Here is a 9,748-nt window from a genome sequence, read left to right on the forward strand (position 1 = left end):
GGGTGCGGCGGGCAGGGGCTCCCCACAGGTTCCGAAGAGAACCGCAAACAGGACCGGTGACATGTTACGTTTCATAATCGGCAAGATCCTCTGGCTGATCCCCACGCTGATCGGCATCACGATCGTGGCCTTCGGGTTCGTTCGGGTGCTGCCCGGGGACCCGGTGCTGCTGATGGCAGGCGAGCGCGGGCTGAGCCCCGAACGCCATGCCGAGCTGGCGCATCAGCTCGGCTTCGACCGCCCGCTCTGGCAGCAATATCTCGATTTCATCTGGCAACTCGCCCACGGCAATCTCGGCGACAGCCTCGTGACCCACAAGCCGGTGCTGGGCGAGTTCTTCGCGCTGTTCCCGGCCACGCTGGAGCTGGGCGTCTGCGCGATGTTCCTCGCCGTCGTGATCGGCGTGCCGATCGGCGTGCTGGCCGCGATCAAGCGCGGCTCGTGGTTCGATCAGGCGACGATGGGTACGGCGCTCGTGGGCTATTCGATGCCGATCTTCTGGTGGGGCCTGCTGCTGATCATCCTGTTCTCGGGGATCCTGCAATGGACGCCGGTCTCGGGGCGCATCTCGCTGATGTATTATTTCCCCAACGGCACGGGCTTCATGATCTGGGACGCGCTGATGTCGGGGCAATCCGGCGCGCTGACCTCGGCGCTGAGCCACCTGATCCTGCCGGCAGTCGTGCTCGCCACGATCCCGCTCGCGGTGATCGCGCGCCAGACCCGTTCGGCGATGCTCGAAGTGCTGGGCGAGGATTACGTCCGCACCGCACGCGCCAAGGGGATGCCGCCGCGCCGCGTCGTGGGCGTCCATGCGCTGCGCAATGCGATGATCCCGGTGATCACCACGATCGGCCTGCAGGTCGGTATGCTGATGGCGGGCGCGATCCTGACAGAGACGATCTTCTCCTGGCCGGGCATCGGCAAATGGATGGTCGATTCGATCTCGCGGCGTGACTACCCCTCCGTGCAGGGCGGGCTGTTGATGATCGCGCTGATCGTGATGTTCGTGAACCTGATCGTGGACCTGCTCTACGGTCTGATTAACCCGCGTATCCGGCATAGGTGAGTGACATGTCCGAAGTGACCGAAACCGATATTCCGGCCGGCACGCGCCGCGCGCAATTCGCCGAGTTCTGGTTCTATTTCAAAGAAAACCGTGGGGCCGTGATCGGTCTGGTGGTGTTCGCCCTGATCGCGCTGGCCGCGATTGCGGCACCGTTGATCTCGCCCTTCGACCCCGACACGCAGTTCCGCGACGCGCTTCTGGCGACGCCGCTGACGCATGATGCCAACAGCACCTTCCTGATGGGCACTGATGCGGTCGGGCGCGATATCCTCTCGCGCCTTCTGTTCGGCGCACGCTTCTCGCTGTTCATCGGCGTGATGGTCGTGCTGCTCGCGCTCTCCGTGGGGGTGATCCTCGGCCTGCTCGCCGGCTGGTTCGGCGGCTGGGTCGACACCGTGATCATGCGGGTGATGGATATCATCCTCGCCTTCCCGTCGCTGCTGCTGGCGCTTGTCTTCGTGGCGGTGCTGGGGCCGGGGCTGATCAACGCGATGATCGCCATCGCCATCGTCTATCAGCCGCATTTCGCGCGTCTGACCCGCGCCGCGGTGCTGTCGGAGAAGAACCGCGATTACGTCATGGCCGCTCAGGTCGCGGGCGCGGGCCATATGCGCCTGATGTTCCGCACGGTGCTGCCGAACTGCCTCGCGCCGCTGATCGTGCAGGGCACGCTGAGCTTCTCGAACGCGATCCTCGACGTGGCGGCGCTTGGCTTCCTCGGCATGGGCGCGCAGCCGCCGACGCCGGAATGGGGCACGATGCTGTCGGAAGCGCGCGAGTTCATCCTGCGCGCCTGGTGGGTCGTGACCTTCCCGGGTCTCGCGATCCTCGTGACCGTGCTGGCGATCAACCTGATGGGCGACGGCCTTCGCGACGCGCTCGATCCGAAACTGAAGCGGAGCTAAGCCAATGTCCTTGCTGAAAATCCGCAATCTCACCGTCGAATTCGACACCGCTCAGGGCGCGTTCCGCGCCGTGGACGGGATCGATGTCGAAGTCTCGGGCCGCGAAGTGCTCGCCATCGTGGGCGAATCCGGCTCGGGCAAATCGGTCTCGATGCTCGCGGTGATGGGGCTTTTGCCGCCCACCGCGACGATCACGGCCGACGAGATCACCTATGACGGGCGCGACATGCTGAAAATGTCGGGCCGCGAACGTCGCCAGATCATCGGGAAAGAAATCTCGATGATCTTTCAGGAGCCGATCTCCTCGCTCAACCCCTCCTTCACCTGCGGTTATCAGGTCGAGGAAGTGCTGACGCGTCACCTCGGACTGAAGGGCAAGCATGCCCGCAAACGCGCGCTGGAGCTGTTCGAACAGGTGGGCATCCCCGATCCCGAACGGCGGCTGAACAGCTATCCGCACCAGCTTTCGGGCGGGCAGTGCCAGCGCGTGATGATCGCTATGGCCATCGCCTGCAAGCCGCGCCTGCTGATCGCCGACGAGCCGACCACCGCGCTCGATGTGACGATCCAGAAGCAGATCCTCGATCTGCTGATGAGCCTGCAGGAGGAATACGGCATGGGGCTGATCATGATTACCCATGACATGGGCGTCGTGGCCGAGACCGCCGACCGCGTCTCGGTCCAGTTCAAGGGCCGCAAACTGGAGGAGGCCGACGTGCTCTCACTCTTCGAGAACCCGCAGCATCCCTACACCCGCGCGCTTCTGGCCGCGCTGCCGGAGAACGCGACCGGGGACCGTCTGCTGACCGTCGCCGATGGCTGGGAGGGCGTGCAATGAGTGTGATCCTCGAAGGGCGCGACATCACGCGCGACTACATCGTCTCGGGCGGGTTTCTGCGCGGGGCGAAGACGATCCGGGCGCTGCACGGAATCTCGTTCTCGCTCGAGCAGGGCAAGACGCTGGCTATCGTCGGCGAATCCGGCTGCGGCAAGTCCACGCTCGCGCGCATCCTGACGCTGATCGACCCGGCCAATTCGGGCGATCTGTATATTCAGGGCGAGAAGATCGACATCAAGGAAACCAAGGTGACCTCCGCGCTGCGCGCCAAGGTCCAGATCGTCTTCCAGAACCCCTATTCGTCGCTCAACCCGCGTCAGAAGGTGGGCGAGGTTCTGACCGAGCCGCTGATCATCAACACCGACATCCCCGCCAAGGAGCGCCGCAAGCGCGCCGAGGAGATGCTGGAGAAGGTCGGGTTGGAGCGGCAGCACTACAACCGCTACCCGCACATGTTCTCGGGCGGTCAGCGCCAGCGGATCGCGATTGCGCGCGCACTGATGCTGAACCCGCAGATCCTCGTGCTGGACGAGCCGGTCTCGGCGCTCGATCTGTCGGTGCAGGCGCAGGTGCTGAACCTGCTCAAAGACCTGCAGGACGAGTTCGACCTGTCCTATATCTTCGTGAGCCACGATCTCTCGGTCGTGCGCTATTTCGCGGATGATGTGATGGTGATGAATGCGGGCGAGGTGGTGGAATACGCCTCGCGCGATCAGATCTTCGCCAATCCGCAGCACGAATATACCAAGACCCTGCTGGCGGCGACGCCGATCGCCGATGTCGAGAAGATCCGCGAGCGGGTCGAGCGCCGCAAGGCGTTCTTGGCTGCGGAGAGCTGAGGGCATGGCGGTGCCTTAGGGCCGCTTGGAGTTGAGACATGGGCCCGGGGCGATGCGCCTCGGGCCTTTTCTATTTGTGAGGGGGTTGTGGCCCATACCTTGGCCCGGGCGACCAGCCCGGGCCGCGCCCGACCCTCCCCCCGGGAGGGCGCATTGGCGATGTCATCGCGAGCATCACCGACATGCGGGGTTGAGAGATAAAGCGCCCAGCCACAAGCGCATCAACGCGCCCACCCAAGGCTCGGGCGCGTCCCTCTTCGCCAAACACAAGCGCCCCCTGCGCCGCGACGCGCGGCGCGTTCGCCGCTGAAGCCTTCCACTGGAAGCCTTCCGAGACACGGCTCACCCCAAGGCTCGGGCGCGTCCCTTATCTCCCCGACCACGCCGGCGCGCGCTTCTCCAGGAAAGCCCGCGCGCCTTCGGCTGCGTCCTCGCTCGCCATCACGGCTTTCAAGGTCCGCGCGTTCTCCTCCCAAAGCGGGTCGACCGCGCGGCGCTCGATCTCGCGCGACAGGCGCAGGGTCTCGCGCAGGGCCAAGGGCGCGTTCTTCGCGACCTCCTCGGCCAGCGTCAGCGCCGCGTCAAAAGCCTGTCCGGCCTCGGCGCGCCGGGCGATCAGGCCCAGATCCCACGCTTCCGCCGTGTCGAACAGCCGCCCCGTCAGCAGCAATTCGCGCGCCCGGGCCGGGGGGACGAGGCTCGCCAGCCGCAGCGCGCCGCCCGCGCCCGCCACCAGACCGCGCAGCACCTCTGGCAGGCCGAAGCGGCAGCCCTCTTCGGCGACGATCATGTCGCAGCCCAAGGCCAGTTCGAACCCACCTGCGAGCGCGGCGCCATGGCAGGCGGCGATGATCGGCTTGCTGCGATGGGACTCGGTCAGGCCGCCGAAACCGCCTTCAGCGAATAGTAACTCCTCGACCTTACCTTCGGTGAAAGCGGCGAGGTCCATCCCTGCGCAGAACACTGCGCCTTCGCCGCGCAGGATGCCGATCTGCAGCGCGTCATCCGCTTCCAGACGGGCCACCGCCTCGGCCAGGGCGTGGCCGGCCTCGGCATTGATCGCGTTGCGCCGCCCGGGGCGGTTGAGGGTGATGATCGCGATCTTGCCGCGGGTCTCGAAGAGGACGGGGCTCATAGGGCGGGCTCCTTGGGTAGGCGGGCGCGTAGCGCGTTGCGGATGATCTTGCCGGTGGTGGTCACGGGCATGTCGTCGATCACGTAGATCGCGCGGGGATATTCGTATTTCGCAAGCCGCGCGCGGACATGGGCGGCAAGGTCGTCGCGCAGCGCCTCGGTGTCGGTGTGACCCGGGCAGAGCGTGACGAAGGCCGCGACGATCTCGCCGCGCAGCGGATCGGGCTGGCCCACGACGCCCGCCATCTGCACCGCCGGATGCGAGATCAGGCAGTCCTCGATCTCGGCGGGGCCGACACGGTAGCCGCCGGTCGAGATGATATCGTCGTCGCGCCCCTTGAAGCGCAGCCGCCCGCCGTCGCCGCTGACGCCCCGGTCGCCGGTCAGCAGCCAGCGCCCCTCGGGGCCGGTCACGAATTTCGCCTCTGTCGCGTCGTGTTGATTGAAATAACCAAGGAACATCACCGGGTCGGGCGCGCGCACAGCAATCGCGCCTTCTTCGCCATCGGGCAAGCGTTCGCCCGTGGCGCTGTCGATGATCGCGACCTCGTGGCCCGGCACTGGCCAGCCCATCGCGCCGGGTTCGGGCGCATCGAGGCTCGCGGCGGAGGACACCACCATGTTGCACTCCGTCTGGCCGTAGAACTCGTTGATCGTGACGCCAAGCGCCTTGCGCCCCCAGTCGAGGAGCTGCGCGCCGAGCGGTTCACCCCCCGAGGCGACCGAGCGCATATCGAGGCTCCACGACAGGCTCTCGGGATCGGCCTTCATCATCTTCAGCGCGGTGGGCGGCAAGAAAGCGTTGCGCACGCTCAGCCGCCGGATCAGATCGGCCGCGGCTTTGGCCGAGAATTTGCGGAAACGGCAGGCCACGACCGGCACGCCGTGATGCAGCGCCGGAAGCAGCACATCCAAGAGCCCGCCGATCCACGCCCAATCGGCGGGCGTCCAGATGCGGTCGCCCTTCTGCGGCAGGAAGTCATGGCTCATCTCGACGCCGGGCAGGTGGCCCAGCAGTACGCGATGGGCATGCAGCGCGCCCTTCGGATTGCCCGTGGTGCCCGAGGTATAGATCAGCACGCCGGGGGTCTCGGCGCTGGTATCGACGGGGGTGAAGTCGGGCGAGGCCTCGGCGAGGGCCGCATTGAAATCGGCCACGCCTTCCGCGCCGGTCCCGCCGTCATCGGTGACGAAGACGGTCTGCAGATCGGGCAATTCGGAGCGGATCGCGGCGATTACCTCGTAGCTCGCCGGGTCCGTCACCAGCACCCGCGCGCCGCTGTCGCGCAGCCGGTGCAGCAGGGCCTCGGGGCCGAACAAGGTAAACAGCGGCAGCGAGACGCAGCCCGCCTTGAAGGCCGCGATATGGGCGATGGCGGTCTCGCGGCGTTGCGGCAGCAAGATCGCCACCCGGTCGCCGGTCTCGCGCCCATCGCCGCCCACGCCCAGCCCGGCCAGCACATTGGCGAAGCGGTTGGATGCCTCGCGCAACGCGCCAAACGTGGTCTCGCGCACCGCGCCGTAGCCGTCCTCTTCGACCTCGATCAGGGCGACGCGATCTGGTTCTCGCTCCGCCCATTTGTCGCAAGTGTCGACGCCGATATTGTAGCGTTCGGGTATGTCCCATCGAAACGCAGCCCGCGTGGCCGCGTAATCCTTGCCGCGTGACAGCACCGGCTCTCCTCCCATTTTGCAAGCGGCGCGGGGGCCGCTCTCCTCCGCGCGCTACCAAAGCGCGCAGAGCCGGGAATGTCCATCTCTGCTCACGGGCTCGTGAGGGTCGCATCGGGCCCAAGCCGCCCCGCCGCCAGCGCGCTCAAACCCACCATCACCGTCGCGGTGATCATCACGGCCGGCAGCCCGCCCATCTGGTAGCTCAGCCCCGACAGCAGCGTGCCGATCAGCCGCCCGCCCGCATTGGCCATGTAGTAGAAGCCCACATCCATCGTCACCCGCTCGGCCTGCGTGAAGGCGAGGATGAGATAGGAGTGGAGCGACGAATTCACCGCGAAGATCGCGCCGAAGGCCAGCAGACCCACGACCAGCACGGTGCTGAGCCACAGCGACGGCGTCGGGTCGATCAGCACGGCGGCGCTGAGGAGCGCAGGCACCGCGAGCAGCGCCAGCGCCCAGTGCTGCGCGGCCCCGATCAGCGCGCCCTCGGGGCGGGATTGGGCCTTCAGGATGCGCGGGGCGGCGGCCTGCACCGCGCCGTAAAGGATGATCCAGAGCGCCATGAAGGTGCCCACGAGGAAGAAGGCCGCGCGGTCGCCTGCATGTGTGCCGTCCGAAAGGACCGCGTAGAAATAGATCGGGATACCGACGACGAACCAGACGTCGCGCGCGCCGAACAGGAAGACCCGCGCCGCGGAGAGCCAGTTCACATTGGCCGATTTCGAGAAGACTTCCGAGAATTTCGCGCCTTTGCGCCCGCGCGGCAGGCCCGGCGGCATCGCCACGACGATCGCGGCGAGGATCAGAGCGAGCACCACCGCCATCGCGACCACCGCGTAATCGAAGCCGAGCGCGGCCAGCAGCGCCGCGCCGAGCAGGAAACCCACGCCCTTCACCGCATTCTTCGACCCGGTCAGCACCGCGACCCATTTGAACAGCCCGCCCTTGCCGGTGGGGGCCAGCAGCTTCACCGCCGATTTCGAGGACATCTTGGCAAGGTCTTTCGCAACCCCGCTGAGGCCCTGCACCACCATCACATAGGCGACCGAGGCCCCGATCGCCCAGGACGGGTTCAGCTGCGCCAGCGCGATCAGCGCCACGACCTGCAGCGACAGCCCCGCATAAAGCGTCGAGACCAGCCCGAACCGCGCCGCGATCCAGCCCGCCGAGAGGTTTGTCACCATTCCCGCGACTTCGTAGAGGATGAACAGGTAGGCCAGCTGCACCGGCGAGAAGCCCAGCGTGTGGAAATGCAGCAGCACCAGCATCCTGAGCGCGCCATCGGTGAGCATGAAGGCCCAATAGGCCGCCGTCACCGCGATATAGGCGGAGAAGCCTTCGGGGCGGCTGGCGGGGTTGTCGGTCACAGCGACGCCCCCACCATCAGCGCGACATCGGCCAGTCGGTAGGCATAGCCCATCTCGTTGTCATACCACGCATAGACCTTCACCTGCGTGCCGTTCACCACCATCGTCGAAGGCGCGTCGATGATCGAAGAGCGGATATCGTTGGTGTAATCCGAGGACACGAGCGGGCGCGTCTCGTAGCCGAGAATACCGGTCAGATCGCCCTCCGCGGCGGCCTTGAACAGCGCGTTGACCTCTTCGGCGGTCGTTTCGCGCTCCACCTCGAAGACGCAATCGGTGAGCGATGCGTTGAGCAGCGGCACGCGCACGGCATGGCCGTTCAGCCGCCCCTTCAGTTCGGGATAGATCAGCGTGATCGCGGTGGCCGAGCCGGTCGTGGTCGGGATCAGCGAATTGAGCGCCGAGCGCGCGCGGCGCAGGTCCTTGGCGGGGCGGTCCACGATGGTCTGGGTGTTGGTCACGTCATGGATCGTCGTGATCGACCCGTGTTTGATCCGCAGGTTTTCGTGGATCACCTTTACCACCGGGGCGAGGCAATTCGTGGTGCAGCTGGCCGCCGTCACGATGCTATGCGCAGCCGGGTCATAGGCGTCATTGTTCACGCCATAGACGATATTCGCGGTCGGGCCGTCTTTCACCGGGGCCGAGACGACAACCTTCTTCACGCCAGCGGCGAAATAGGGGGCGAGTGCTGCCTCGGATTTGAACACGCCGGTGCAGTCGATCACCACGTCGACCCCGTCCAGCGGCAGGTCTTCGATCTTGCGCGTGCCGATGAAGGGCAGGCGGGTGCCGTCGATGGTGACGCTCTCCGCGTCGCTCGCGAACTCCGCGTCCCAGCGGCCATGAACGGAGTCGAACTCCAGCAGATGCGCCTGCATCGCCGCATCGCCCACCGCGTCGTTGATCCATGCGATTTTCGCGCCGCACTCCAGAAGCGGCTTCAAGGCGAGTTTCCCGATGCGGCCGAGGCCATTGAGGGCGTAGGTGGTCATGGTCGTTCCTTCAGTTGCGGCCGATGTCATCGACGGCGGATTGCAGCGCGATGCGGTCGAGCGTGGTCAGTGGCAGGGCGGCGAAGGCCTCGATCCGGCGGTGAAGCGCGCCATAGGCCTGCTGGAAGGCGAGCGCGCGCTCGGCCTCGGTGCCGGTCGCCTTCACCGGATCGGGCATCCCCCAATGGCCGCTGATCGGCTGGCCCGGCCAGGGCGGGCATTCCTCGTTGGCGGCGAGATCGCAGACGGTGAAGACGAAATCGAGCAGGGGCGCGTCCTCGCCCTGAAACTCCGCGATGGTTTTGGCCCGCAGGGGGGTGACATCATGGCCCTTGTCGCGCAGCACCTGCACCGCGAAAGGGTTCAGCTCGGAATAGGGCTTGGTTCCGGCGGAATAGGCGTTGAAGCGGTCACCGGCCCGCGCCCGCAGGATCGTCTCGGCGAGGATGGAGCGCGCCGAATTGCCGGTGCAGATGAAGAGCACGTTGAATTTCCGGCCCGCGGTAGATCGCGTCATCGCAGGGTCTCCGCTTGGCTCGGGCTGTGCGAGAGGGGAGCAGATATCGGGGCGCCCCTGACAGCAGTCGATCAGCAGCGCGTCGAAGAGGCTGCGCACGGTCTCCATCTCGATCCCGTAGCGCAGCGAGGTGCCCGCCCGCGTCTGCCCGATCAGCCCGACCTCGCTGAGTGCGGCCAGATAGGCCGAGAGCGTCGAGGGCTTCAGCTTCAGCGCCGCGCCGATCTCGCCTGCGGGCAGCCGGTCGGGATACCGGCGCATCAGGAGCCGGAAGATCGCAAGGCGTTGCGCATGGCCCAGCACGGTGAGCCGCTGAGGTGTCATCTGATCCATATTTCGAGGTTTTACGAAATAAGAGAGTCGGATCAAGTGAAGCTTTGATGACAGGGCGCATTACACGCGTGAGTTGT

At 66.3% G+C, this 9,748-nt stretch carries 9 protein-coding genes; 4 read left to right on the top strand and 5 right to left on the bottom strand.

What is annotated here, in order from left to right:
* Positions 1 to 61 precede the first annotated feature (61 nt).
* The 4 genes from BMI89_RS10930 to BMI89_RS10945 are packed head-to-tail and all read left to right on the top strand — an operon-like array spanning position 62 to position 3,651.
* Positions 62 to 1,069, top strand: coding sequence for an ABC transporter permease subunit (locus BMI89_RS10930; RefSeq protein WP_078520874.1), 1,008 nt, complete (start codon positions 62 to 64; stop codon positions 1,067 to 1,069).
* Between the two features lie 5 nt (positions 1,070 to 1,074).
* Positions 1,075 to 1,974: an ABC transporter permease subunit gene (locus tag BMI89_RS10935; protein WP_078570945.1), complete on the top strand. Its 900-nt coding sequence runs from the start codon at positions 1,075 to 1,077 to the stop codon at positions 1,972 to 1,974.
* A gap of 4 nt (positions 1,975 to 1,978) precedes the next feature.
* On the top strand, positions 1,979 to 2,812 hold the full coding sequence (locus tag BMI89_RS10940) for an ABC transporter ATP-binding protein (protein ID WP_078520872.1): 834 nt from the start codon (positions 1,979 to 1,981) through the stop codon (positions 2,810 to 2,812).
* Positions 2,809 to 3,651, top strand: coding sequence for a dipeptide ABC transporter ATP-binding protein (locus BMI89_RS10945; RefSeq protein WP_078540628.1), 843 nt, complete (start codon positions 2,809 to 2,811; stop codon positions 3,649 to 3,651). The genes BMI89_RS10940 and BMI89_RS10945 overlap by 4 nt, the downstream gene beginning before the upstream one ends.
* 367 nt (positions 3,652 to 4,018) lie before the next feature.
* On the opposite strand, the gene BMI89_RS10950 is transcribed toward BMI89_RS10945, so the two are convergent.
* The 5 genes from BMI89_RS10950 to BMI89_RS10970 form a co-directional block, all read right to left on the bottom strand.
* Positions 4,019 to 4,786 (bottom strand): enoyl-CoA hydratase-related protein, encoded by a 768-nt coding sequence (locus BMI89_RS10950; protein WP_078570946.1) that lies wholly within the window; start codon positions 4,784 to 4,786, stop codon positions 4,019 to 4,021.
* A complete protein-coding gene (locus BMI89_RS10955) occupies positions 4,783 to 6,459 on the bottom strand; it encodes an AMP-binding protein (RefSeq protein ID WP_246832017.1) in 1,677 nt (558 codons plus the stop codon). The genes BMI89_RS10950 and BMI89_RS10955 overlap by 4 nt, the downstream gene beginning before the upstream one ends.
* Positions 6,460 to 6,548: 89 nt before the next feature.
* The gene (arsJ, locus tag BMI89_RS10960) at positions 6,549 to 7,826 is read right to left on the bottom strand and encodes an organoarsenical effux MFS transporter ArsJ (RefSeq protein ID WP_078570948.1); all 1,278 of its coding nucleotides are present in this window, start codon (positions 7,824 to 7,826) and stop codon (positions 6,549 to 6,551) included.
* Positions 7,823 to 8,821 (bottom strand): ArsJ-associated glyceraldehyde-3-phosphate dehydrogenase, encoded by a 999-nt coding sequence (locus BMI89_RS10965; RefSeq protein WP_078570949.1) that lies wholly within the window; start codon positions 8,819 to 8,821, stop codon positions 7,823 to 7,825. Before BMI89_RS10965 ends, arsJ begins: the two co-directional genes overlap by 4 nt.
* Positions 8,822 to 8,831: 10 nt before the next feature.
* A complete protein-coding gene (locus tag BMI89_RS10970; RefSeq protein WP_078570950.1) occupies positions 8,832 to 9,671 on the bottom strand; it encodes a helix-turn-helix domain-containing protein in 840 nt (279 codons plus the stop codon).
* Positions 9,672 to 9,748: the final 77 nt, after the last annotated feature.

It is taken from the genome of Thioclava sp. F36-7 (assembly GCF_002020075.1).
Classification (GTDB): Bacteria; Pseudomonadota; Alphaproteobacteria; order Rhodobacterales; family Rhodobacteraceae; genus Thioclava; species Thioclava sediminum.